Annotated in this window: 20 protein-coding genes and 2 pseudogenes; 11 read left to right on the plus strand and 11 right to left on the minus strand. The window is 64.2% G+C overall.

What is annotated here, in order from left to right:
- Positions 1-5: 5 nt before the first annotated feature.
- A pseudogene (locus G6N68_RS32285) lies at positions 6-563 on the plus strand (DUF7159 family protein); the annotation flags it as partial.
- 398 nt (positions 564-961) lie between these two features.
- Here G6N68_RS32285 and G6N68_RS30035 read toward each other — a convergent pair.
- Positions 962-1,156: a hypothetical protein gene (locus G6N68_RS30035; RefSeq protein ID WP_205351199.1), complete on the minus strand. Its 195-nt coding sequence runs from the start codon at positions 1,154-1,156 to the stop codon at positions 962-964.
- Positions 1,157-1,189: 33 nt separating this feature from the next.
- A complete protein-coding gene (locus G6N68_RS30040; RefSeq protein ID WP_205351200.1) occupies positions 1,190-1,711 on the minus strand; it encodes a hypothetical protein in 522 nt (173 codons plus the stop codon).
- A gap of 10 nt (positions 1,712-1,721) precedes the next feature.
- Between G6N68_RS30040 and G6N68_RS30045 the strand changes: the two genes are divergently transcribed.
- Positions 1,722-2,507 carry a hypothetical protein gene (locus G6N68_RS30045; protein WP_205351201.1) on the plus strand — a complete coding sequence of 262 codons (786 nt, stop codon included), beginning with the start codon at positions 1,722-1,724 and terminating at the stop codon, positions 2,505-2,507.
- Positions 2,508-2,535: 28 nt separating this feature from the next.
- On the opposite strand, the gene G6N68_RS00660 is transcribed toward G6N68_RS30045, so the two are convergent.
- Positions 2,536-3,372 (minus strand): helix-turn-helix transcriptional regulator, encoded by an 837-nt coding sequence (locus G6N68_RS00660; protein ID WP_275899923.1) that lies wholly within the window; start codon positions 3,370-3,372, stop codon positions 2,536-2,538.
- A gap of 61 nt (positions 3,373-3,433) precedes the next feature.
- Positions 3,434-4,687, minus strand: a pseudogene (locus tag G6N68_RS00665) (IS110 family RNA-guided transposase).
- Between the two features lie 340 nt (positions 4,688-5,027).
- Here G6N68_RS00665 and G6N68_RS00670 point away from each other — a divergent pair.
- Complete coding sequence (locus G6N68_RS00670; RefSeq protein ID WP_163706676.1) at positions 5,028-5,699, plus strand: class I SAM-dependent methyltransferase; 672 nt, start codon at positions 5,028-5,030, stop codon at positions 5,697-5,699.
- Positions 5,696-6,226 (plus strand): G/U mismatch-specific DNA glycosylase, encoded by a 531-nt coding sequence (gene mug / locus G6N68_RS00675; RefSeq protein WP_163706678.1) that lies wholly within the window; start codon positions 5,696-5,698, stop codon positions 6,224-6,226. The genes G6N68_RS00670 and mug overlap by 4 nt, the downstream gene beginning before the upstream one ends.
- Positions 6,227-6,287: 61 nt before the next feature.
- Here the strand turns inward: mug and G6N68_RS00680 are convergent, their stop codons facing one another.
- Together G6N68_RS00680 and G6N68_RS00685 are read right to left on the minus strand one after the other, a co-directional pair.
- Positions 6,288-6,605: a DUF732 domain-containing protein gene (locus tag G6N68_RS00680; protein ID WP_163706680.1), complete on the minus strand. Its 318-nt coding sequence runs from the start codon at positions 6,603-6,605 to the stop codon at positions 6,288-6,290.
- 58 nt (positions 6,606-6,663) lie between these two features.
- On the minus strand, positions 6,664-7,515 hold the full coding sequence (locus tag G6N68_RS00685; protein ID WP_163706682.1) for a helix-turn-helix domain-containing protein: 852 nt from the start codon (positions 7,513-7,515) through the stop codon (positions 6,664-6,666).
- Between the two features lie 115 nt (positions 7,516-7,630).
- On the opposite strand from G6N68_RS00685, the gene G6N68_RS00690 reads away from it, so the two are divergent.
- The 4 genes from G6N68_RS00690 to G6N68_RS00705 all read left to right on the plus strand — a co-directional run bounded on the left by G6N68_RS00690 (position 7,631) and on the right by G6N68_RS00705 (position 11,822).
- On the plus strand, positions 7,631-8,674 hold the full coding sequence (locus G6N68_RS00690) for a zinc-binding dehydrogenase (protein ID WP_163717967.1): 1,044 nt from the start codon (positions 7,631-7,633) through the stop codon (positions 8,672-8,674).
- The gene (locus G6N68_RS00695) at positions 8,671-9,081 is read left to right on the plus strand and encodes a nuclear transport factor 2 family protein (protein ID WP_163706684.1); all 411 of its coding nucleotides are present in this window, start codon (positions 8,671-8,673) and stop codon (positions 9,079-9,081) included. Before G6N68_RS00690 ends, G6N68_RS00695 begins: the two co-directional genes overlap by 4 nt.
- Positions 9,074-9,907: an SDR family NAD(P)-dependent oxidoreductase gene (locus tag G6N68_RS00700; protein WP_163706686.1), complete on the plus strand. Its 834-nt coding sequence runs from the start codon at positions 9,074-9,076 to the stop codon at positions 9,905-9,907. Before G6N68_RS00695 ends, G6N68_RS00700 begins: the two co-directional genes overlap by 8 nt.
- A gap of 181 nt (positions 9,908-10,088) precedes the next feature.
- Positions 10,089-11,822, plus strand: a complete 1,734-nt coding sequence (locus G6N68_RS00705; RefSeq protein WP_163706688.1) for an IS1634 family transposase — start codon at positions 10,089-10,091, stop codon at positions 11,820-11,822.
- A gap of 65 nt (positions 11,823-11,887) precedes the next feature.
- Here the strand turns inward: G6N68_RS00705 and G6N68_RS00710 are convergent, their stop codons facing one another.
- From G6N68_RS00710 to G6N68_RS00725, 4 genes are all read right to left on the minus strand, one after another.
- The gene (locus G6N68_RS00710) at positions 11,888-14,737 is read right to left on the minus strand and encodes an MMPL/RND family transporter (RefSeq protein WP_163706690.1); all 2,850 of its coding nucleotides are present in this window, start codon (positions 14,735-14,737) and stop codon (positions 11,888-11,890) included.
- Positions 14,734-15,177 carry an MmpS family transport accessory protein gene (locus tag G6N68_RS00715; RefSeq protein ID WP_163706692.1) on the minus strand — a complete coding sequence of 148 codons (444 nt, stop codon included), beginning with the start codon at positions 15,175-15,177 and terminating at the stop codon, positions 14,734-14,736. The genes G6N68_RS00710 and G6N68_RS00715 overlap by 4 nt, the downstream gene beginning before the upstream one ends.
- 4 nt (positions 15,178-15,181) lie before the next feature.
- Entirely contained in the window at positions 15,182-15,607 is a 426-nt protein-coding gene (locus G6N68_RS00720) for a hypothetical protein (protein WP_163706694.1), read from the minus strand.
- A 148-nt stretch (positions 15,608-15,755) separates the two neighbouring features.
- Entirely contained in the window at positions 15,756-16,856 is a 1,101-nt protein-coding gene (locus G6N68_RS00725) for a ferritin-like domain-containing protein (RefSeq protein ID WP_163706696.1), read from the minus strand.
- 160 nt (positions 16,857-17,016) lie between these two features.
- Here G6N68_RS00725 and G6N68_RS00730 point away from each other — a divergent pair, with 160 nt between their 5' ends.
- Both G6N68_RS00730 and G6N68_RS00735 read left to right on the plus strand, forming a co-directional pair.
- Entirely contained in the window at positions 17,017-17,211 is a 195-nt protein-coding gene (locus G6N68_RS00730; RefSeq protein ID WP_163706698.1) for a hypothetical protein, read from the plus strand.
- A 64-nt stretch (positions 17,212-17,275) separates the two neighbouring features.
- Entirely contained in the window at positions 17,276-19,888 is a 2,613-nt protein-coding gene (locus tag G6N68_RS00735; protein WP_163706700.1) for a LuxR C-terminal-related transcriptional regulator, read from the plus strand.
- A 12-nt stretch (positions 19,889-19,900) separates the two neighbouring features.
- On the opposite strand, the gene G6N68_RS00740 is transcribed toward G6N68_RS00735, so the two are convergent.
- Positions 19,901-21,262 (minus strand): cytochrome P450, encoded by a 1,362-nt coding sequence (locus G6N68_RS00740; protein ID WP_163706702.1) that lies wholly within the window; start codon positions 21,260-21,262, stop codon positions 19,901-19,903.
- A 248-nt stretch (positions 21,263-21,510) separates the two neighbouring features.
- Between G6N68_RS00740 and G6N68_RS00745 the strand changes: the two genes are divergently transcribed.
- Positions 21,511-23,187: a PE-PPE domain-containing protein gene (locus tag G6N68_RS00745; protein WP_163706704.1), complete on the plus strand. Its 1,677-nt coding sequence runs from the start codon at positions 21,511-21,513 to the stop codon at positions 23,185-23,187.
- The last annotated feature ends 13 nt before the right edge of the window (positions 23,188-23,200 follow it).

Below are 23,200 nucleotides of genomic sequence, written 5' to 3' on the forward strand. Positions count from 1 at the left end.
TCCGTATGGTGCTGGTTGATGGGGAAAACGCAGACGGCGTCACCGTCGAAACGGGCGAGCTTCGGGTATCGAAGGCCTCCGACTCAGCAACTAATCAAGTGGTGGCTGCAATCCTGGGTACGCAGGCGGATGCAAACGACGCCGGCCACCAGGTGGCCTCGATTGGGGTGACCTGGACCGACCAATTAGAGGCAGCCACGTTGCGCGACGCGTTGACCGCGCACCGTGTCGACAAGGTCATGCTGGTCTCGGCGTTCCTGGCTGCCGCGGCATTGGCCCAGTCGGTTGGGCAGGCGAACGGCTACGAGCGCATTGCCGTGCTGCTGGTCGAGCCCGACACCGCGACCTTGGCGGTCGTTGCCGCCGCCGACGGGGCGATCGATGACATTCACAAGGAAGCGCTGGACGGCCCCGACCACATGGCGCAGCTGGCTCGGCTCGCTAGGGAGGCGGAGGCTCTCGAGACGCGCCCTGAAGGCCTGTTCGTCATCGGCTCCGACGTCGATGTCGCTTCGATGAAATGGCAACTGCAGACGGCGACTTCGCTTGCGATAGTTGTTCCGGAGGAACCAAAGACCGCGCTTGCGCGTGGTGCGGCATTGGCCTCTGCCCACCCGTCAACGGTTGCCTTCTACACCGAAGCCATTGCGTCCGATCATGATTCGGCTACTGAACCGATATTTTCCGACGCGATGGCCGCCAGCGACGAGAAGCTCGCCTATAGCGAAATACCTGATGAGCATAAGGACACCGAGGCCTTCACCGTGGTGTTGGACACCGGTGAAGAAACCAGCATAATTGAGACTCCGCAGCAACGCAGACCGATGCTGCTGTTGGGCAGCATCGCGGCAGTGGGGCTCATCAGCGCGGTGGTGGCACTGGAAGTTGCACTGGCGCTTGGCATCCGGGATACCGCCGTAGCTGTGCGACAACTGCCGGGACAAAACTTCATCTTCCCGACTCAGCAGGGGGAACCCGTGCCGAATGTGTCGTCGGCGCCGTCGCCCAGGCTGATCCAGTTGGTCGTCCCAGAGGTAAATCCGGTGCCGGTTAACGGGTTTGCGCCCCCGCAGCTGCCCGTTGCCGGAGTACCGGCGGATGCGGCGGTGGCGATGCCGGTTGTCTTTCCGCTGCCCGCGACAATGCCGGACACCATCGTGCCGGGTCGGGTGTCGCGTAGCTACCCCGACTATCCGCTCCTCGTTCCGTTGCCGTTAGCGCCGCCGCGCCAGCCAACGGTTCCGGTTGCGCCAACTCTGCCGGTGTCACAGCCCTCGCCATCGTCGCCGGTTCCATCGACGGTGCCGGCGTCTTCGCCGTCGTCGCCGGTTCCGGCGTCGCCAACCCCGTCCTCGACGGTGCCGGCGTCTTCGCCGTCGTCGCCCGTACCGGCGTCGCCAACCCCGTCCTCGACGGTGCCGGCGTCCTCACCGACCTCGACAATTCCGGCGTCCCCGTCGTCGACCGTCCCGGCGTCTTCACCGACCTCGACGGTTCCGGCGTCACCGTCGTCCACAGTCCCGGCGCATTCGCCAACTTCGACGGTTCCGGCGTCGCCGTCGTCCACCGTTCCGGTGTCGTCGCCCGCGCCGTCGACGGTTCCGGCCTCGCCGAAGCCGTCAGCTACGGTCCCGGTGTCGTCACCCGCGCCCACGACGGCTCCGGTCTCCCCCGCACCGACAACGGTTCCGGTGTCGCAGCCACCGGCCACGCGTCCGCCAGTGTCATACCCACCGACTACCGTGCCGGTGGCCAACCCGCCGACGTACGTGCCGGTGGCGCCGCCTCCCGTGTCGATTCCAGAACCTCAAACCCCGGTTGGCGTTCCTGCGCCAGATACCCCACCGATTCCGGGTTCACCAGGTCTGGACACCCCGCCGGTGATTGGCGAACCGATCCCGGATAGCCCGCCGGCTCCCGGCTTGCCCGGGGGTTTCCCGGGGCTGGGTATTCCTCCGGTCATTCCCCTACCGCCGCAGTCGGTCCCAGCACCGGTGCAAGTGCCGTCGCCCCCGCTCGGGGGAGGCGGTGGGCCGCTCGGTGGCGGTGGAGTTACCCCCGGTGGTGGACTCTCGCCCGGTGGGGGACTTGCCCCCGGTGGGGGACCGTCTCCCGGTGGGGGACTGTCGCCCGGTGGGGGTATCGGCGGAGGTGGTCCCATCGGCGGTAGCCCGGGTGGCGGCTTGGGCGGCGGCTCCCTCGGCGGCGGTGGCCTGGGTGGCGGTGGCCTGGGTGGCGGTGGCCTGGGTGGCGGCGGCCTGGGTGGGGGTTCCATCGGAGGCGGCAGCTCGGGTGGCGGTTCGATCGGTGGCGGTTCCATCGGGGGCGGCAGCTCGGGTGGCGGTTCGATCGGTGGCGGTTCCATCGGCGGCGGCAGTTCCGGCGGCTTCAGTTCCGGTGGCAGCTCCGGTGGCAGCTCGGGCGGAAGTTCCGGCGGCAGCTCGGGCGGCAGCTCGGGTGGCAGCTCCGGAGGCAGTTCGGGCGGCAGTTCCGGCCGCAGCAGGTAGTCGCCGGTCCGACGGCGGCGGGACGTCGCTAAGCCAGCCCGGGCGCGTCAGCGTGGCGGCGGTACGCCGAAGGGGACTGGCCCCAGGTGTTCCTGAACGCCCGCGTGAATGAGCTCGCACTGTCGAAGCCGACCATGGTTGCTGCTTGAAGAACGGTCAGCTCAGGATCGGCGAGTAGTGCCGCGGCGCGCATCAGCCGGGCTTGTTGGGTGTACTCCCGCCACGTCATCTGCAAGTCGCGCTGGCACAAACGCCGCAGCGAACGGGGCGACATTCCGGCCGACGCAGCGGCATCTTCAATTGTTATGCGGTCCAGATTGTTTCGCGTATGTTTGAGCGCCGCCGCGAGCTGCGGATGATGCGTGGTGGGCAGGCTGAAGGGATGCTGCGCATCGAGAAGCTCGGCCAGCAGTTCGGCGAAACAGTGAAAATAGGCATCGGCCAACGCATCCGACGATGGTCGGTTTATGGGCCAGCGGGACGCATAGCGGATCATTTCGCGGAGAAGCGGCGACACGGCGACGATCCCGGCGCCGCGATGGCCGGGTTGAATGAGCATCGGATGCAGAAATATCGACACCGACCGGACCTGCGTGTCGATCGTGCTGACGTGTCCGAGGCCGGCCGGAATCCACGCGGCTTGTCGCGCGGACATGATGTAGGCGGAGGAGTCCGTCTCCACCTCGAGCACGCCCTGCAAGACGTACTCCAATTGGTGGAGATCATGCACATGTCGGGTGGTCGTCACCCGGTGACCTTCGTAGACGAATGATCCGGCGATGGGTCGACCACCCTGCCGCATGTCGACCATTTCCAGGTTGGCCGCTGCGGACAAGGATGTGGCCGTTCGTGCAGAGAAAGTCATTAGTCAACGATGGTACGACTAGGCATAGGACAAGCCGAGAGACATCTCACGAAGTTAGAAGTCAAGCCGCGAGTGTGAGAGGGGGTGGAAACGCCTGATGTTCGTTGTACCGTTGGCCAGTTTGCAGGCAGTGGTGGAGTTGGCCGAGGAACTTGTTGAACAGGTGTCGTTGGGCTTGGCGGTTCCAGTCTCCTGCGGCGCGGCGGGCATCGAAGTGGCGACGGGCACCCGGGGAACCGCGCAACGATGCCAACGCCCAGATCGAGCCGACCGCGGCCAGGCGCCGGTTTTTGATATGCCGATGTGTCACAACGGTTTTCTTTCCGCTGGCGCGGGTGATAGGGGCCGATCCAGCGAAGGCTTTCAACCCGCGGGCATCAGCGAAGCGGGCGCGGTCGTCGCCGATCTCGGCGAGCACCCGGGCGCCAGTCAGATTCCCAGGCCAGGGAAGCTGGTGATGATCGCGGCGTCCGGGTGCTGTTCAAAATGGGCGATCGCCGCCTCGGCCAGGTCATCGCCGGCCGCGCTCGCGGCCTCGAACTGGCGCAGCAGCGCGGCCAGCTGGATGCCCATCGCGTTTTCCACCATGGGTGGTTGGTGCAGGTAGGTGTCGGTGAACACGCTGCGCAGCCGCTCGACGTCACGGTCGAGGTCACGGCGGCGGCCGGCTTTGACCAGCAACCGGCGCAGCCGCGCCGGGTCAGTTTTGCAGCCTGCGTGGGGCTGGCGCGGCCGCCAGGATGGTGCGCGCGTCGGCGCGGGCCAGCCCTCCGCTGGGCAGGTCTGCGAAGGCCGCCAGCGCGGCCGGGTAGAAGTCTTTGAGCAGATCGCGGATCTGGTTGCCGATCTGCTGACGTGCCCACACGGCGTCCTGCTGGGCGCGCGCCAGTACCCGGATAGCCTGGGTCAGCTCGGTGTCGAGGGGCAGCCGGCGGTGGGCGTCGGGGTCGGTGCGGATGATGTTGGCCAACAGCACTGCGTCGGTGGCATCGGATTTGGCGCCCGAGAGTGCATACCGCGCCCGATACCGCGAGGCCGCCAACGGATTGATCGGATATATCGCCCGGCCGGTTTCGCGCAACGCGCCTACCCACAGCCCGCGGTCGGTTTCGATCCCCACCGGGATCGGATGCTCGGCGCTGTCGCCGACCTCGGCCAACAGGGTCAACAACTGTGCAAAGCCGGCCGCGTCGTTATCGACCCTCCCGCGGGCCACCACGCGACCGTCGGCGTCTACCACGGCGACATCGTGATGCGATGTGGCCCAGTCGATTCCGCAAAAAAGTTCCAAATTACCGCTCCTTCGATCACTCAACCGGTCACGAGCCTTGATGGGGTCACGCGGCGCCCTAATCGCAGGACTCGAAGGTCCGTCATCTCACTAGCCGTCCGTGACTCCAGCACACCACAGGGCCTCGTTCTTTCGAAGAGCTCGAAGCTCGGGATCGTTAGCCGGGAGGTCGACCCTGTGGCGGGCTCGAGCAACGGCATCCCACCACCGAAAGCCATGATCTGCCGTCAGGCGCGCCGCTCTCTCATAAGGCGTCATACGCCGGGAGCTCCCAGGCATCACCCAACGGCAGACCACACAGGAATGGCCCTGGCCTACACGACCAGTAACCAACCCCTACTAAACGATTAGGATCACCGAAGCCATGTCAGTGCAGTCATTCACGCCAGCCGCCGGCAACCCGAAGTGGACCAAGTACTACGACGCGGTTATCGCCCTGGTGACACGCGAAAAGCGGTGGCGTTCGGAGGTGGTCCGCCAGCTTTCCCTGCGTCCAGGCGATGTGGTCGTCGACGTCGGTTGTGGCACAGGATCTTTGGCGGTGTTGCTGGGACGGGGCCAACCCGAAGCGCGAGTCATCGGCGTCGACCCCGACCCGGAAGTCCTCGGCATCGCGCGGAAGAAGACGCGCGCAGCCCACGTCGACGTCGAATTCGTCCAGGGGATGGGCGACACGGTCGCCGACCTGGTCGGAACTGCAATCGCGGACAAGGCGGTGTCCAGCCTCGTACTGCACCAGTGTCCGGTGCCGATGAAGCGGGCAATCATCCGCAACATGTTCCAGGCGTTGCGGCCCGGTGGTGAACTCGTCATCGCCGACTTCGGTCTGCAGCGCGACGCGTTGATGCGGTTGGGGTTTCGGCTGGTCCAAATGGCCGACGGCAAGGACGACACCCAGCCCAATGCCGATGGGATCCTGCCGAAACTGATCGAGGAGGCCGGTTTTCTGAACGTCCGAGAGGTATCGGTGATCCGAACGGTGTCCGGGTCCATCTCGATCTATCGGGCGCGCCGTCCCGGCGCCAGTCAGAGATGACCCGATCGACCGGATTCGACTCGGACATCTTGGCCTACGGTCTCGACGTCGTCTTCTGCGGGATCAACCCCGCCGCGACCGCCGTGGCCGACGGTCACAACTTCTCCAACCGCAGCAACCGGTTCTGGCCCGTACTGCATCTCGCGGGCTTCACCGACACCCGACTGCAACCGCAGGACGAACGTCGCCTGCTCGAATACGGTTGTGGCATAACGGCCGTCGTTGCGCGGGCTACCCAGCGGGCAGACGAAATATCAGCGGACGAATTCCGGCGGGCACGTCCGGAGTTCGAAGCCAAGATGCGCCACCACGGACCGCGCGTGGTCGCCTTTCTGGGCAAGCGCGCCTTCGCGGCCATGACCGGCACATCCGATGTCGGGTGGGGCCGACACCCAGATCAGTTCGCTGACGCAACTGCCTGGATCTTGCCCAACCCCAGCGGTCTGAACAGGAGCTTCACACTCGACGCCTTGGTCGTTGCTTACGCCGAACTGCGCCAAGCGCTGAAGAGTGACCTCCGAGTGTGAATCGTGCGACGGCCCACCGGCGCGTCGCGTCGCAACATTCACACTGGCCGCCGTCGTCCCCTTACCCCGGGGCGCCGGCGAAGTCGGGGCAGAGATTGGTGATGGCGGCGTTGACGAACGCCGTCCCGTCGGGAATGCCATACCGCTGTTCGACGGCGTTGATCTCGTCGGGTACGAGAGCCCCCCGACGCAGGTTGCCGCAGGTGAAGTAGCCTGCGGTAACCATCTCGGCCGCGGTCTTGCCGGGCAACTGGGACTCGGTCGCGCGCAGTTCGTTGAGGAAGCCGTTGCCGTCGGCTGATGCGCCGGGAGCGCACACGACGGCAGCTGCCGCGGGGGCGGCCAGAGCGGCCGCGACGATTCGCACAATCGATTTCACAGATGGGTCCTTTCGCGAGTGAACAGATCTTCGCGCATTCGGGCTGGTTAGCAAAGTTTCACGAGATCCGTCTAATCTCCGCCAGCAGGGCGGCGGCGGTGGCCTGGATTTCCCCAGCCGACATCGGCCGCAGGGGATGGACGGCGAGCGCAAACTGGATCTGACCGTCGCGGTCCAGCACGGGTGCAGAGATGGTCGCGATGGGCGCATGGTCTTGTGTCACGGCATCCGGATCGATACCGGCGGAGGTGAATTCGACCCGCAACCGGTCGATGATGGGACGCACGCTGGTTGGCACCGCCGACAAGTTGCCGAGCACCCGTGCAGCCTGTGCGAGCGCGGGTGTCATCCAATCGATGTCGTAGCCGCGCGCACTGGTCTCGTCCAGAACGTCGTGTAGCCGTCGGGCCAAGGCAGCATCGTCGGCGGCGCCGCGCTGCACCCAGGCCCGTTGCGATTCCTCGTTGTCCCAAGCCGCAAAAGCCACCCCGAACGGAGGGGTGTACGGAATTCGCTCGTGGATCGGCGCGACCACGACGCTGTCTGCGGGGCGTTCGAACGCGGTGAGGACCAGGTCCGCGCCGGCCCGTTCCACCACCGAGGCCGGCATTTCGGTGGTCACGACCAGTCGACGTGCCGCCTCACGCCCGACGAGCGCGGTCGGGCGAGCATGGTCGAGTTGTGCCGCGATGAGTGCCAGCGCGGGACCGAGTGCGAACGCTTTAGTCGCCGGATCGCGGGTGATCCAGCCGCGGTCGGTCAACGTTTTCAGGATCGCGTGTGCGGTGGCTTGGTTCAGTTCGAGTTCGCGCACGATATCGGAGAAGCGCCACTTGCGCTCACCCGGACGGCTGAGCAATTCCACTACGTCAACCACCCGAGCCGTGGGGGCCGACGTCGTTCCGCGCACCCTTGACTCCTGATCAGCGGCTCTTTAGATTGAATCGATAGTTTGAGAAATTATCTCGATTATTCGATAAAACCGCAAATGCACGGTGGATTGGATGTGAAAGCCGTTGCGCGCAGTGGTATTACGAGGCGGCAACCTTGCCGTTAGGGAAACCGCCGATCCCGTCCCAGGTCCGGGCGAATTGCTGCTGAGGACGCTGAGCACGGCGATTTGCGCTTCCGACGTGCACTACATGGATCACCCCGAACTGGCGATCGACGACCCGACGGGACGCTCGCTGTATGACCCTGACGTCGACATCGTCATGGGGCACGAGTTCGTCGGTGAAGTCATCGGCCATGGCCCGGGTTGCTCCGATGCCTTCCCGGTCGGGACGCGGGTGACCTCGATGCCGATCCGGTTGGTCGACGGCGGCGCGGGTGGCATGCGCATCGTCGGGCAGCATCCCGAGGCGCAGGGCAGCTTCGGCGAACTCCTGGTGGTGTCGGAGGTGGTGGCGCGGGCGGTCGAAGGCTCGGTTTCCAGCGACGCCGTGAGCCTTGTCGACGCTTTCGCCGTCGGGGAGTTCTACGTGCGTTCGGCTCGCCTGGAACCCGGTGAAGTCCCAATAGTGGTGGGTGCCGGAGCAATTGGTCTGTCTGCGGTGGCCGCGTTGTCCAGTCGCGGCGTTGAGCCGATCATCGTGTCAGACCTCAAGCCGGAACGTCGCGAGCTGGCCCGAGACCACTTCGGCGCACACATATTGGTGGATCCATCGGAACAGTCCGTGTTCGACGCTTTCCGCAAGGCGCGAGCGGACTACCACCTCGGCGGGTCCGCGGTGGTGATCGAATGTGTTGGCGCACCTGGACTCATCGACCAACTCGCGGCCGAAGCGGAGTTCTCGTCACGCATCTACTGCGCGGGTGGCTGGTACACCGGGGACACGTTGAACATCACCGAAGCGACTCGCAACGGATTGACGTTGCAGTTCGGCGGCGGGCCTATGCCGCAGGACTGGTACGGGGTGCTCGACGCCGTCGTCGAGGGACGCCTTGACCCCCTCCCGAGCGTGGGGCGGATCATCGGTCTCGACGAGGTGCCCGGGGCGCTGGAACAGACCCGGCGATCAGAGGGACCACCTCGGGTCGTGATTCACCCGAACGGAGACATCACATGACAGGCGCTCGCGACGAGATCTTCGATCTGACGGTGCGGTACGCGACCGCCATCGACACTCGCCAATACCAGCTTCTGGCCGAGGTTTTCACCGCCGACGCCGACGTGGACTACGGCGAGATCGGCCAGTGGACGGGTGCGCAACAGGTGGTGCAGTTCATGGACGCGGTTCACGCCGGAGCCGCGCACACCCTGCATCGCATGTCCAACCAGGCCATCGATATCGACGGCGACACCGCCAAGGCCAGAACATACATCGACGCACTGATCCTCGCCGACAACGGATCCGGCGTTAACGCCGTCGGCTATTACGACGATCATCTGGTGCGCACCGACGCGGGCTGGCGAATCGCACGCCGCAAGTTCACCTCGATCCGCATCGGCACGGTGGCAGCCACAAATGGTTGAGTTCGCCGACAAATACGGCCCGTGGGCAGTCGTTGTCGGCGCGTCCGATGGCGTCGGAGCGCTGTTCGCCGAGCGGGTCGCGTTGAACGGTGTGAACGTCGCGCTCGTGGCCCGTCGCCAGCATGTGCTGGAAGAGGTGGCCGCCGGCATCGGGGAGCGCACCGGGGCGATGACCAGGACCGTGGCTGTGGATCTGACCGCACCAGAGGCCGTGCACGTGATCATCGACAACACTGCGGACCTCGAAGTCGGCATGCTGGTCTATTGCGCTGGTGGCGACCCCAATTACCAAGCGTTCCTGGCGAATCCGGTGTCAGCGGCCGAGGCGCTGCTGCGCCGCAACTGTTTGGTGATGATGCAGCTCTGCCACCACTACGCGGCACCCATGGTCGAACGGGGTCGCGGTGGCATCGTCAACTTCACTTCCGGTGCGGCGCTAGCCGGCGGTCCCAACATGGTTGTGTACGGTGCCAGCAAGGCTTTCGACCTGGTCTTCACGGAAGGCCTTTGGACCGAACTGCACGATAAGGGTGTCGACGTGCTCGCCTTGGTCCTCGGTAAGACCGATACGCCGTCGTTGCGTCAACTCGAATACCGACGAGGTCAAATTGCTTCGCTGGACGAAATTCCGAAGGGTGCCGTGCCCGCGGCGGTGGTCATCGACGATGCGTTCGCCAACCTGTCCCATGGGCCGACACTGATGGTCGGTCCCGAGATGCGAATGGCCGCAGAAGTATTCAAGTCCCTCTCGCGAAATGAAGCGGTCAATCTGGTCATGCAGGCCAGCGTTGCCATGATGGGTCCGTCAAACGGCGGAGAAGGCTGAGGGCGAGGCTAAGCCGTAGTTCCCCCCGCTGAGTGGGTTCTGAATCCCCGATGTTGTTCGTGAGCAGGTGTTTGGCGTTCATGCGGGCGTACTAATGTAGTCATGTATTATCATGGCATTGCTCGGCGTGTTAACTTGGCATATCGTAGATATAGCGCGGATAAGTTGATATAAAGTAATCATGTACGTGACTCGGGTTCCCAACCGTGGGTCACCGCCAGCGGTGCTGTTGCGGGAGTCCTACCGCGACAACGGCAAAGTCAAAACACGCACCCTGGCCAACTTGTCACACTGGCCCGAGCGCAAGGTGGAAAAGCTACAGCGTGCCCTCAAAGGCCTGCCGGCCACGCGGGATCTGGCCGAGTCGTTTGAGGTCTCCCGCAGCCTGCCCCATGGGCACGTGGCCGCAGTGCTGGGCACCGCCCGGACCCTGGGCGTCGAAGATCTCATCGACGCGACACCATCGCGGCGGCGCGACCTGGTCACCGCGATGCTGGTAGCCCAGGTCATCGCCCCGGAATCCAAGCTGGCCACCGCACGCGGTTTGCGCACCCAGACCGCCACCAGCTCACTGGGCGAGGTGCTGGGGGTCAGTGGGGCCGATGAGGACGACCTGTACGCGGCGATGGACTGGGCGCTGGCCCGCAAAGATGCCATCGAAACCGCGCTGGCCGCCCGGCATCTGAACGATGGCACCCTAGTGCTCTACGACGTGTCCTCGGCGGCCTTTGAGGGCCGCACCTGCCCCCTGGGCAAGATCGGACACGCCCGTGACGGGGTCAAAGGACGTTTGCAGATCGTCTACGGGCTGCTGGCCACCACCGCCGGGATACCGGTTGCCATCGAAGTGTTCGACGGCAACACCGCTGACCCGAAAACGTTGACCGCCCAAATCAATAAGCTGAAAAACCGGTTCGGACTGTCGCGGGTGGCCCTTGTCGGCGATCGCGGCATGATCACCAGCGCGCGCATCACCGAGGAACTACGCCCTGCCGGTCTGGACTGGATCACCGCGCTGCGCGCCCCGCAGATCAAGGCCCTTGTGCAAGCCGACGCCCTGCAGCTGAGCTTGTTCGACGAACACGACCTCGCTGAGATCAACTCCCCGGACTATCCCGGCGAACGCCTGGTCTGCTGCCACAACCCCGCTCTAGCTCAAAAGCGCACCCAAAAACGCCAAGACCTGTTGGCCGCCACCGAAAAACAACTCACCGCCATTACCGACGCCACCACCCGAACCCGCCGACCCTTGCGCGGCAAAGACGATATCGCGCTACGGGTAGGCAAGGTGATCAACCACTACAAGATGGCCAAACACTTCCACATCACCATCACCGACAACTCATTCACCTTCACCCGCAACGAAGACGCCATCGCCGCCGAAGCCGCCCTCGACGGCATCTACGTGCTGCGTACCAACCTGCCCAAATCCGCCCTGGGCCGTGACGATGTGGTGTTGCGCTACAAGGGACTCGAAGACGTCGAACGCTTCTTCCGGACCCTCAACAGTGAACTTGACGTGCGACCCATCCGCCACCACCTCGCCGACCGGGTCCGCGCCCACATGTTCCTACGCATGCTGTCCTACTACATCAGCTGGCACATGAAACAAGCCCTGGCCCCCCTGCTGTTTCGCGACCACGACAAACCCGCAGCCGCCGCCAAACGCACCAACCCCGTTGCCCCCGCTCAACGTTCCGATGCCGCCCTAGCCAAAGCCTCCCGCAAACGCACCACCGACGACACCCCGGTGCACAGCTTCACCAGCCTGCTCGCCGACCTAGCCACCATCTGCGCCAGCCACATCCAGCCCGCCGACGACATGCCCACGTTCACCAAATTCACCACCCCCACCGCACTACAACACCACGCCTTCGAACTACTCGGCCTCACCCACCGCCTGGGCTACAAGTAGTCATGCAGACAACACAAAACCCCAGGTCACGGCACACTCATCACCAAACCAGGGGGAACTACGGGCTAAGGGCGAGCCGCGGCCACCGCCGCCGACGGAGATCGGCGCCGCAGCGGGCGCTGTCGCACGAACGTCGGCCACCAAAACCATGGGCCGAGGAGGCGCATGACGCATGGCACGACGAACGAACGCACGATCAAGGTGTCGAGCAGAAGTCCGATGCAGACGGTGGACCCGACCTGACCGATCGTCCTGAGATCACTGGCGAGCATTGCCAGCATGGTGAATGCGAAGACCAAACCGGCCGACGTCACCACACCGCCCGTGCTGCCGAGCGCCCGGATGAGGCCGGTATTCAACCCGGCATGTATCTCTTCCTTGACTCGGGCGACCAACAGCAGGTTGTAGTCCGAGCCCACCGCCACCAGGATGATGAAGGTCAGCGGCAATACCAGCCAATGCAGGTGCAAGCCGATGAGGTGCTGCCAGACCAGCACGGAGAGTCCGAACGCCCCCGCGTAGGAGAACGCCACCGTGGCGGGAATCACCAAGGCCGCCATCAGACTTCGCGTGATGAACATCATGATCAGGAAGATCAGCACGAAGGCGGCGATCGCCGCGATCAGCAGGTCGGACATGGCGTACTGCTTGATGTCCTTGTCGTTGGATCCGGAACCGCCGATGTAGACGCGGGCGCCGGCGAGCGAGGTCTCTTTCAGCACAGTCGTTATCGCGGTTGGGAAGGCATTCACATGCTCCACGCCCTCCGGCCCCATCGCATCGCCTTCGTGGGTGACGATGAAGCGGGCGGCCTTGCCGTCCGGCGACATCATCAGCGTCATCCCGATTTTGACGTCCTCGTTGTCGAAGCCCTCCCTGGGGATGTAGAAGTAGTCATCGCTGCGTGATCGGTCAAAATCGTTGCCCACGTTGATCAAGTCGTCATAGGTCTGGTCGGTCTGCGTGGACTGCAGATCCGCTGAACCGTAGTTGTTGACCAGCAGCGCCTGAATGGCCGCGGTGTCATTTCGCATGACCTTCATCTGCGTGATCATCTGCGGAAGCAGTCTGTCGATGACTTCCAGCGACGCCACGGCATCCTTGATGTCAGCGGCCATGTGGTCGAGGCCGTCGAGGCCGTCAAACACCGATCTGAACGTCCAGCAGACGGGAATGTCGAAACAGTGTTTGTCCCAATAGAAATAGCTGCGGATCGGTCGGAAGAAGTCGTCGAGATTCGAGATTTCCTCGTTGATGTTCTCGGTGACCCGCTTCATGTCCTCCATGGTGACCACCGTCTGGTGCATCTCATCCGACATGCTTTGGAACAGCACGATCAGTCGATCCAGCACCTCGACGGTGTGCGCTTGGATCTCCGCCTGGCTGTCGGTGTTGGCGTTCTGCGCCATGTTGAACGGGAGCTGTTGACCGTTGCCGCTACCCTGCGTGGTGAACAGGTAAGGGAGGCTTGCGTGTTCGAGCGCTCGGCCCAGGGGGCGGGTAATGCTCTGCACCATTGCCACACCGGGTAGTCGGATGAGTGCCTTGGCCACCCGGTCCAACGTGATGAAGTCGGCCGAGTTCCGCATGTCGTGGTCGGATTCGACCACCAGCATCTCGGAGAACAATTTGCTCTTCGAGAAGTGTCGATCCGCTGCGGCGAAGCCTTGATTCGCGGGAGCGTCGGGTGGCTGATACTGGCGGTCGTCATAGTTCACCTGAAATGACGGCACGAAGATCGCCCCGATCATGACGATGGCGGAACTAGCGGCGAGGATGGGCACCGGCCAACGCACCACGCTCGCACCGATCCGCCGGTAAAGACGTGCCTTGGCCGCGCTGCTCGGGTCGAACATTCCGAACAGGATGCCCACGGTCAAGATCGCCGGGCCCAGCGTCAGTGCCGCTGCGATGGTCAACAACATGCCGATTGCGACGGCCGGCCCCATGGTGTGGAAGTAGTTGAGTCGGGCGAAGCTCAGGCAGTAACCGGCACCCGCGATGGTCAACCCGGAGCCGATGATGATGGGCGTAACCCCTTGGTACGCAGTGTAAAAGGCGTCCTCCCGGCTTTCGCCCGCCCGTCGCGCCTCGTGATAGCGGCCCATCAGGAAGATGCCGTAATCCGTGCCCGCGCCAAGGGTCAGCGCCACGACTATGTTCACCGCGAATGACGAGAGTTCGATGTACCCGAAATGGCCGAGGGTTGCGACAACGCCCTTTGCGACCAGCATTTCGATGAGAACGCCGGCCAACGGCACCAGCAGGGTGCTGACGGAGCGGTACACCAGTAACAGCATCACGATGATGAGGATGATCGTGACGATGGTGATGTTGTTCAGGCTGGAGTTGGCGATGGATACGGTGTCGGACGCCAGCGGAGCGGCGCCGCTGACGTAAACCTTGAGCCCGGGCGGCGGGGTATCGTTCGCGACGATTTTCCGGACGGCGTCGACGGACTCGTTCGCTTGCATCTGACCGATATCGCCCGCCAGGCGTAGCAGTACATACGTGGCCTTGCCGTCGACGCTCTGCGCTCCTGCCGAGGTGATCGGCTTGCCCCACAGGTCCATCACGTACTGCACGTGCGCGCTGTCCTGCTTGAGTCGCCGCATCAGGTCGTCGTAGTAGTGGTGGTCCTGATCGCCCAGCGGCCGGTCGGCCTCGAAAACGACCATCGTCAAGCTGGTGGAGGTGGACTCTTGGAACTTCTCGCCGATCCGGAGCATCGCCCGTTGCGACGGCGCGTAGTGCGGCACCATAGGCCCGGCGAGTTCCTCCGCGACGCGCTCCACCTGGGGCACGAAGGTGTTCGTCGTTACGGCCAGCAGTGCCCAGAAGACGATGATCGGTATCGCCAGGGCGCGAACGGTTCTCGCAACGAAGGGCCGGTTGGGAGCTTGGTGCGCGCTCATGCGGACTTCACCCGGCACTGGACGTCCGCGTCCTGGTGACTATCCGTATGTTCGTCGCGCACAACGCCATTCACCAACATTCGGCACCCGATCTGGCCACCGTGTACCTGTGCCGAGATACTGCCCGACACCACGGTGAGTGTGGTGGTCTCGGTGTGCGACCACGGCAGCGTCGTGATGTCGACCTTGTGCGGGTGGCCGTCGACGTCGATGTAGGTGAGCAGCCCGCCCTGACCGGCAGAGCCGAACAGCTCGTAGGTGAGGTGTTTGGGAGTGGTTTGTTCCGGTGCCTGCTGCGGATTGACGGTGATGACCGGCGGCGGCTCGGAGAACTGGTGGACCTTCCACATGCACAGCGCCCCCACCCCGATCGCAATTACGGCGACCAACGGCATCCATGCCTGCGACAGAACGGTTCTACCAATCGAACGATGGCTCATGTGTTCACGCCGCCTTCCGCAGACGCCTCTTCAACCGCACGTGGCTGAGCATGCGAAGGGCGAGGTTTGTTGAGGTCAGCATGGGTATCACGCCGAGAAACGTCCGCTCGGAGGGCGTCGCGCCGTGCAGGTGCTGGAGGCTGCCGAACACGTAGAAGCACCCCAACATGAAGATCATGGCGGGAATGGAGAGTGCCATGAGGGAGCCGCGGTCGGCCACGACCTGGCGGGCATAGTGCAGCTCATCTTCCGACATGGGCTCGCGTTTGCGTACTTTTCGGACGACCACTCTGGCGCTGCCGACCGATTCGCCGAACGGGGTCGATTCCCGCTTACGTAGCCGACTCACATATGCACTCGCTATGACCGCCGCAACCAGCATCAGCGCCAGGGAGATCACGGTCAATACGCCAAACGCGCTCGAATTCACATCCGGCTCCTCCCGATCTGTACCGGATTAGTGAACACTAGCGTCTTTTATAAATATTCCTCAACCGCTAGCGCGATCCTGGGCGGGAGCGCACTCGGTCGCCCGCCGTGTCCACGGCGGGTGGGGTGCGAAGAATCCGCAGGGGGGCCTAGCCGGCGCCCGCCGCGATCACCTGGTCTACCTCGGCGGCCCGCTCGGCCATCTCGGCGTGCGCCTTGTCCAGCGCTTCGGCCTGGTCCTCATCGGCCTTCATCAGCGTCTCGATGTCGGAGCCGGCCATGTCGAGGACACCCATGTCCGAGAAGGCCTTCTGCACCTTGTCGCCCCACAGTCCGATGTCCTTGACGATTGGCACGATGCGGCTGAACAGGTGCGAGCGGAACTGAATCATCAGTGGCGACGTGTCGAGCCAGCTTGCGCAGGCTTCTACGTCCAGGCCCAGGGTCTCGAAAACTTCCTCGCCGCGGAACCGGTCACGCATCAGGTAACACGCGTCCACGACGAATTCTTCGCGCTCGTTTCGCTCGGCTTCGGTCAGTGCGGAGTAGTAGTCCTTCAGCGAGATCCGGCCGAAGGCGACGTGCCGTGCCTCATCTTGCATGACGTAGGCCAGCAGCTGCTTGGACAGCGAGCCTTGCGGAGTCATGTCACGCAGCACCCCGAAGGCCGCCAGCGCCAACCCCTCGATCAGAACCTGCATGCCGAGGTAGGGCATGTCCCAGCGCGAGTCGCGCAGGGTGTCGTCTAGCAGCGCGGTCAGGTGCTTGTTGATCGGGTAGACCAGGCCGACCTTCTCCTGCAAAAACCGCGAGAACGCCTCGACGTGCCTTGCCTCGTCCATGGTTTGGGTTGCCGCGTAGAACTTCGCGTCCAGGTCCGGGACGACCTCGACGATCTTGGCTGCACACACCATCGCTCCCTGCTCACCGTGCAGGAACTGGGAGAACTGCCACGCTTGAAAGTGCAGGCGCATCTGGTCGCGCAGCGATTTGTCGGCGGCCTCCCACGTGGGGCTGCCGAACAGAGGATGGAACTCGTCGGGCAGACCGACCGGATTCAGCGGGTCCACCTGTTGCGTCCAGTCGATGCGCGACTGGGCGTCCCATTGCTTGTCCTTTCCCTTTTGATACAGGGAAAGGAGTCGGGCGCGGCCCTCGTCGTACTCCCACGTAAATCGCGAGTCGCCTGCGCAGGGGACTTCCCACGAGTACGGCTCGGGTACGTGCGTGTACTTGTCTTTCGTCGTCATGAGCTGCCGCCTCCCTGCCCAGTGACTGGTGGTCATATGACGCGTATCACATTGCGCCGTGTGAGGCGCTGGCGTCAACCCTGATCTTGACTACGGTCCGGACAAGATCGAGTACCGCGTTACTCAGTCGGCTTTCGGCGCGCGGGTTCACGCTGATTGCGTGTCCGATGGTCTCGACGAGCGTGAGCGAGCGCTCCGCAAACTACCGCTGCCGTATTCACTGGCGCTGCGGCTGCGTGATGCCGGCGTGGCGCGCGAAGTGATCTGCGAATACGTCGGCGTCGAGGGCGATTCCCTCGACGGCGTCTATCGCATTGCCGAGGCGAAACTCATTGCCCTGCAACATAAGGAGTGAGAGCCGTGCCGTGTCAGGGGGCAATTAGGACCAGAACACCGCATACCGGGGCTACGCTATCCGCGTGCGTCTGACGTGGCCCCTCATTGGCCGCTCGCAAGAGATGGCGGTCATCGAATCCGCCATTTCTGACAGGGGAACGGCCGGGATCATCGTGTGGGGTGCCGCGGGCGTCGGCAAGAGCCGAGTCGCGCGGGAGGCGCTCGCGGCATCGGCCGCCGGCGGATCTGTCGTTCGCTGGGCAGTCGGGAGCGCGTCGGCGCGGTCGCTTCCCTTGGGAGCGTTTGCCCCCTGGCTGGCTCCGCCAGAATTCTCCAACAGCCAGTTGGTGCAACTCGTCCGCGACGTGATCGAGTCGCTGACCGCTGCGGCGTCGGGTACTTCGGTCATAGTCGCGGTCGACGATGCGCATCTGCTGGACGACTTGTCGGCCTTCGTTCTCCATCAGATCGTGGCACGGCGCGCGGCGAAAGTGCTGCTGACCATTCGCAGCGGTGAACCGATTCCTGTTGCGGTCCAGGATGTCTGGCGCAACGGAAACTTCGAACGGCTGGACTTGCAACCACTTTCGGCCGAGGAGACCTCGACCCTGTTGGCGGCGGCGCTAGACGGCCGGGTGGATCCGATTGCCATCCAGCGCCTGTGGAAGCTCACGCGGGGCAACGCGCTGTATCTACGAAACATCGTCGAGCAAGAAGTGTTCGACGGACGGCTGGCGCAACGGCATGGTTACTGGCAGTGGACCGGTGAACCCGTCGTGCCGCCCAATCTGGCGGAATTGATCGAGTCACGGATGGGCACGCTGCCCGGCGCGGTCGGCGACGTCGTGGACGCGCTCGCGGTGGGCGAGCCGATCGAACTGGCGATGCTGTCGCGGATCGTTGGACCCGAGGCGATCGAGGACGCCGATGTGCGCGGCTTGATCACGCTGGAGAAGGTCGACGGCGGCGTGGAAGTCCGACTGGCTCACCCGCTGTATGGCGAGTTGCGGCGCAAGCGCGTCGCGGCCACCAGATTGCGCAGACTGCGGGGTCGTGTCGCTGCGGAACTGGCCAAATCGGCAGACCGCGACGAAGTGCGAATGGTGGTCCGGCGTGCGGTGTTGAGCATCGATTCCGACCTCACGCCCGACCCTGAACTGCTGCTGAAGGCTGCCGAAGGTGCGATGTTCTTGGCGGACGCCCCGTTGGCCGACCGGCTGGCCGATGCGGCAATTCGCGCGGGCGGTGGGTTTGCCGCGTATAACGTCCGCGCGTTCGCGCTGGCCTGGCAGGGACGCGGCGAAGAGGCCGACGCCCTCGTGGCGGCCACGCCGATCGAAGGACTGACCGAGGAAGACCACGTGTATCTGCTCGGTCATCGCGGGTTCGGCAAGCTATGGGGACTCGCTGATCCCGACGGCGCGAAGAGGATGTTCGACGAAGCCGCGCGAGTCGCGACGGAGTCCACTCACAGCTGGATCAAGGCCTATATGACCACCTACTGGGCGTCGATGGCCAAGCCGGAAATGGCGATGGAGTTCGGTAGGGGATTGGACCTTGCGAAACTGCCCGCGATACTGAGCTCGGCGGCGACGTGGGGACTGGTTGTGGCCCATGGTGATGCGGGTCGCGTCGCCGAGGCGGACCGTGTCGCCGACGTCGGCAATGCCTATGCGGTTCGGATGGGAACTGCGGCCCACATGAGGCTCCTCATCGTCGATCGGCATGTCGGGGCGCTGTTGCAGTGCGGGCGGCTGGGTGACGCAACTGCGATGGCGGAGCAGGCGCGGCGCCAGACCGCCGACGTTCCCGGCGTCGCCCAATTACTGAGCACCGCGATCGGGGGTCGAACCGCAGCAGGATCGGGCCGACTCGACGAAGCGAAATCACTTTTAACGACCGTCGCCGAGCTATTTACCGGTGATTCCAACGGATTTCGGTACCGGTATCTGATCCCGCTCACCACCGCGTTGGCCATGTCCGGCCTGACCGAAGAAGCATCGGCTGCGCTCGGCGCCGTTGACGCAGAGCACCATCGGAGTTATGGATTCGTCGAGTATGAGCGCGAACTGGCGCGCGCCTGGGTCGCGGGGTGCCAGGGTGCGGTCAGCGAAGCAATAGCGATTGCGGCCGCTGCTGCTGAAAAGAGCCGAGCCAATGGGCAATTCGCGGCAGAGGTGGTCTGCTTGCAGACGGCAACGCAATTCGGCGACGGCTCGACCGCGGACCGGCTGGACGAACTCACGAAGGTGGTGGAGGGTCCGCGGGTGGGTACTGCCGCACGCTTCGTCAAAGCTTTGGCCACCGGCTCCGCCGACGAGTTGGCCTCGGTGTCCGAGGAATACGAAAAGATGGGCGATCTGGTCGCCGCGCTGGATGCGGCTGCACTTGCAGCGATCGCATACCGCCGCAAGGACTTACGGGGAACGGCGCTGATTTGCTCGACACGGGCAGAAGCGTTGGCCAAGCGCTGCGGTGGAGCGTCCACCCCAGCGCTGCGTCAGGCCAGCACGCGCCTTCCGTTTACCGCACGTGAGCAAGAGATCGTGGCGTTGTTGGGCGAAGGCTTGTCCAGTCGCGCGGTTGCCGAGCGCCTGACGTTATCCGTACGCACGGTCGAGGGTCACATCTACCGGGCCATGGCGAAAACCGGTGTCTCGAGTCGTGAGGAACTCGCGGCCCTGCTTCGCCAGTAGGGCTTGTTCGCCTCAAGGCGCTAGGGCTGCCGGCGCCGCGACGGCTGTGTCTGGGCCAGCGTTGCGGACGGGTCGGCGGTAGACCACCGCTCGACCGCCGCGACTTGGCGACGTTGTCACGCTGCGCATGGAATTTCGCTCGGCCTTATCGGTCGTGGGTGCGAAGGTGAAGTGGCGCAGCAACGTTCGCAACGTGATGACCATCTCCATGTTGGCAAATGCTGCGCCCACGCAGCGGTTGATGCCGCCGCCGTACGGAATCCACAATGATCCGTCCGGCGGGTTGCCAGCGAACCGATCTGGGTCGAATCGCTCGGCGTCTGGGTAGTTCTGCTCAGCGTTGTGAGCCAGCACCATGCTCACCGCGATCAGAGTGTTTTCGGGAATCACATACGGGCCCAGTCGGACTCGCTTCAATGTGAACCGCTCGATGCCCTCGATGACGGGACGGGTGCGCTGCACCTCCCACACCGTGGCCTGCAGCAATTCCGATTTCCCGGCGTCGACTTCAGCGACCAGTCGCTCAAGAAGTTTCGGGTGGCGGCGTAACCTCTCTACCGCCCAGGCCAGGGAGGTCGCCGTGGTTTCGTGGCCGGCGGCGAGCAAGGTGAGCAATTCGTCGGCGATATGAGAGTTGGAAATCGGCTGACCATCCTCATACCGCGCGCCGACCAGCAACGACAGCACATCGCGGCGATCGGCCGAATCCGGGTCCTGCCGCGACCTGGCGATCAATGCCTCGATGACCTCGTCATAACGGCGGCGATAGCGACCGTATTGGCCACCGGGACTCCACGCCCCGACATCACGGCGCAAGCGTGGCGGTAGCGCCGCCATAATCGAGGTTCGAATTACCATGGGAGGCAACAACGCTCGCAGTTCCTCGAGCTCTTCCCCGTCGGCGCCGAACACCGCGCGCAGGATCACGTTCAAGGTGATTCGCCTCATCGACTCGAGAGTGGCGAACTCGCGACCCTCGGGCCAGTCGGCGGTCTCGCGCTGTACCTCGTCCTCGACGATGGATTCATAACCGCTAACGCGCCTGCCGTTGATCGCCGGCATGAGCAGCTTGCGGCGTCGGCGATGCGGGTCTCCATGGAGGCTGAATGTCGATCCGGGCCCCAACGCCGAACCTAGGGTCGACGGTCGCATCATCAGATCGCTGCGCGTGGCGTTGATGTCTTTGATCAGCTGCGGGTCGCTAATTACTACTAGCGTGCCCACCACTGGGACCTTCACCGCGAAAGCGCCACCGTAGCGTTGACCCATTGCTCGAACGGCCGCGTTTCGGGCCAACAAGACCCCTGCGGCGACGAGCCATTTCGGAATCGGTGCAGTCGGTGGCAACAACACCGGGTCGGCCGTGGCCTCCAACCCGCTCCTTCCCGGCCCCCGGTGCGTGAGTTTGCGGCATCAAAATACGGGATAGTTTCGAGCCGCGCAACTAAGCGCCTTGCGCCACGAGAACGTCCCGAGGTGGGCGTTGCCCGCGCTGCTCGCTGGCCGCGTTCCAACAACTTCTGCCGGTGTTGGCGAAAACGGTCATACGCGCTGCCCGGACATGACAAACTTTGCGGCACTGATGCGCGTGAAGGTTCCGATTTCGGGATTGGGGCGGGGGCATGAGCTTCGTAGGCGTTCAGCCGGATTTGCTGGCAGCGGTCGTAACCGATCTGGTCGAACTCAGGACGGCAGTCGGTTCAGCGAACACCGCGGCCGCAGAGCAAATCACCAGTTTGGTGGCCGCGGCCGAAGACGAGGTGTCGACGGCCGTAGCGGGTTTGTTCAGCGGCCACGGTCAGGCCTATCTCAAGGCCGTGGCTGCGGCCTCGGCATTTCACGAGGCGTTCGAGCGAGCGCTGATTGGTTCCTGGCTTGCGTATAGCGAGACCGAGTTGGCCAACGCCGCAGCGGTACAACTGGAATCGATCGCTGCGCCCGTTCGGTTACTGCTGGGGAACGCCTCTGGCGGACTGGCGGGGATTGGCACCGCCGCCGCGAGCCCCGTGGCATTGATCATGGGTGGCAGCGGGATGCCGAACCCGTCGCAGTCCTATATCGACATGGTCCGGCGATACATTGCCTTCCCGTACAACAGCCTGCAGGGCGTCTTCACCCCGGAGAGTTTGTATCCGCTCACCGGCTACAACACCATGACCCTCAGGGACTCCGTCGCTCAAGGGGTGGCCCTGCTGGACGCCGCGATCAAAGCGGAAATCGCGGCCGGCAACGACGTCACCGTGTTGGGCTATTCGCAAAGCGCCATCATCTCGTCGCTCGAGATGAACTTGCTTGCCTCCCAGGGTAATCCGTACCAGGACCAGATCACTTTCACCCTGATGGGCAGTCCGATGAACCCGAACGGCGGCCTGATGTCGCGGTTCGCCGGCCTGAGTCTGCCGAGCATCGGCTTTGATTTCTACGGTGCCACGCCGGCGAGCACGCCGTACGAAACCAATATCTTCTGGGCGCAATACGACGGGTACGCCGACTTCCCGCGGTATCCGCTCAACTTCGTGTCCAACCTCAACGCCATGGCGGGCATCCTGTTCGTCCACGGGGCCATGGGTGCCGTCGACCCGTTCAACCTGCCGCCCGGCCTGGAATTGGTCAGCATGCCGACGTCTTCGGCCAACGTGGCGACCAACTACTACATGATCACGTACCCGGGTCTGGGTCTGCCGCTGTTGGTGCCGCTGCGTGCCATTCCCTTCATCGGCAACCCGCTGGCGGATCTGGTGCAACCAACCCTGACGTATCTGGTCAACTGGGGCTACGGCGATCCCCACTACGGCTACAACCCGGGGTATGCCGACGTGCCGACTGGGTTCGGGTTGTTGCCAGAGGTCAACCCGCTGGTCTTCGCCGCCGACCTGGTCTCCACGGCGGGACGAGGGGTCGGCGCGTTCCTGGGTCACTTTGGTGTCGACACCTCGGCGCTCGGCGGCCTCGCCAGCCCGGCAAGCGCGCTGGCGTCGGTGACGGCGCCGTCGGTCACGCCGCCCTCGCTCACGCCGGCCGCACTGACCAACCAGACCCCGACATCGCTGGTCATCGATGTGGCGCAGGCGGCATCCGGCCGCACGCAGATGATCAGTCCGATGTCGGATTTGGCGGCCGCCGCGTTTGTCTCGGTCCCGCAGTACGGTGCGGCTTTGTTTGCCGACGGGATGCAGCAATTCTTCGCCGGCGACCCGATGGGTCTGGTGAACGCGATCGGCCGCCCGGTTGCCGCCACTAACGGCCTGTGGACCTTCCTGGGAACATGGGCGATCACGACGTTCCTGTCTGAACTCTGATCGTTGCCGCGTT

The organism is Mycobacterium bourgelatii (assembly GCF_010723575.1).
In the GTDB taxonomy this organism is placed as follows: Bacteria; Actinomycetota; Actinomycetes; order Mycobacteriales; family Mycobacteriaceae; genus Mycobacterium; species Mycobacterium bourgelatii.

Excerpts from the sequence above, each read along its gene's own strand:
- G6N68_RS30035 (WP_205351199.1), bottom strand. The coding sequence starts at position 1,156 with ATGGTGTCCGGCATTGTCGCGGGCAGCGGAAAGACAACCGGCATCGCC.
- G6N68_RS00660 (WP_275899923.1), bottom strand. The coding sequence starts at position 3,372 with ATGACTTTCTCTGCACGAACGGCCACATCCTTGTCCGCAGCGGCCAAC.
- G6N68_RS00670 (WP_163706676.1), top strand. The coding sequence starts at position 5,028 with ATGTCAGTGCAGTCATTCACGCCAGCCGCCGGCAACCCGAAGTGGACC.
- mug (WP_163706678.1), top strand. The coding sequence starts at position 5,696 with ATGACCCGATCGACCGGATTCGACTCGGACATCTTGGCCTACGGTCTC.
- G6N68_RS00695 (WP_163706684.1), top strand. The coding sequence starts at position 8,671 with ATGACAGGCGCTCGCGACGAGATCTTCGATCTGACGGTGCGGTACGCG.
- G6N68_RS00700 (WP_163706686.1), top strand. The coding sequence starts at position 9,074 with ATGGTTGAGTTCGCCGACAAATACGGCCCGTGGGCAGTCGTTGTCGGC.
- G6N68_RS00705 (WP_163706688.1), top strand. The coding sequence starts at position 10,089 with ATGTACGTGACTCGGGTTCCCAACCGTGGGTCACCGCCAGCGGTGCTG.
- G6N68_RS00710 (WP_163706690.1), bottom strand. The coding sequence starts at position 14,737 with ATGAGCGCGCACCAAGCTCCCAACCGGCCCTTCGTTGCGAGAACCGTT.
- G6N68_RS00715 (WP_163706692.1), bottom strand. The coding sequence starts at position 15,177 with ATGAGCCATCGTTCGATTGGTAGAACCGTTCTGTCGCAGGCATGGATG.
- G6N68_RS00725 (WP_163706696.1), bottom strand. The coding sequence starts at position 16,856 with ATGACGACGAAAGACAAGTACACGCACGTACCCGAGCCGTACTCGTGG.
- G6N68_RS00745 (WP_163706704.1), top strand. The coding sequence starts at position 21,511 with ATGAGCTTCGTAGGCGTTCAGCCGGATTTGCTGGCAGCGGTCGTAACC.